At 44.8% G+C, this 422-nt stretch carries 2 protein-coding genes; both read right to left on the bottom strand.

The window, feature by feature from the left end:
* The coding region (locus BHE89_RS21345) for a DUF3304 domain-containing protein (protein WP_128860681.1) at positions 1-272 on the bottom strand (272 nt) is incomplete at its 3' end.
* On the bottom strand, positions 257-421 hold the full coding sequence (locus BHE89_RS27215; RefSeq protein WP_128860765.1) for a DUF3304 domain-containing protein: 165 nt from the start codon (positions 419-421) through the stop codon (positions 257-259). The genes BHE89_RS21345 and BHE89_RS27215, both read right to left, overlap by 16 nt.
* Between the last annotated feature and the right edge of the window lies 1 nt (position 422).

Raw genomic sequence — 422 nt, forward strand, 5'->3', positions numbered from 1 at the left:
GGATCGACTTCCCATTCCACTTTGACCCATTGATTCGGCGTCCACTTTGCCGGCACGACAATGCAACAGGTTCCGCCACCGCCTTTGCCATAATAACCATTAACCTTAAACCAATTTACCGAAGTGCCTTTGACATGGTTAAACCCGTGTAAATTTCCGGCAAGGTAGTCATCTTTGGGTTTTTTCTTGGGGAACAGCAGTGAGCTTACTGCGATAATGGCAAGAATAACGCCAGCAACAATCACTTTTTTACGAGTTATTTTTTCGAGCATACTGCTGGCTCCTCCATTTTTGTTGGAACCGTAATCGGATAATTAGGGTGCCCCGGGGAATAACAAGATAATGTGATCCGAACTTCTTGGCAGGGAAGAAAATGCACTTTGACATCACAAGGGTCGTCATACTCAGGAATTTCTACCATT

Source organism: Shigella sp. FC1967 (assembly GCF_001743005.1).
GTDB lineage: Bacteria > Pseudomonadota > Gammaproteobacteria > Enterobacterales > Enterobacteriaceae > Proteus.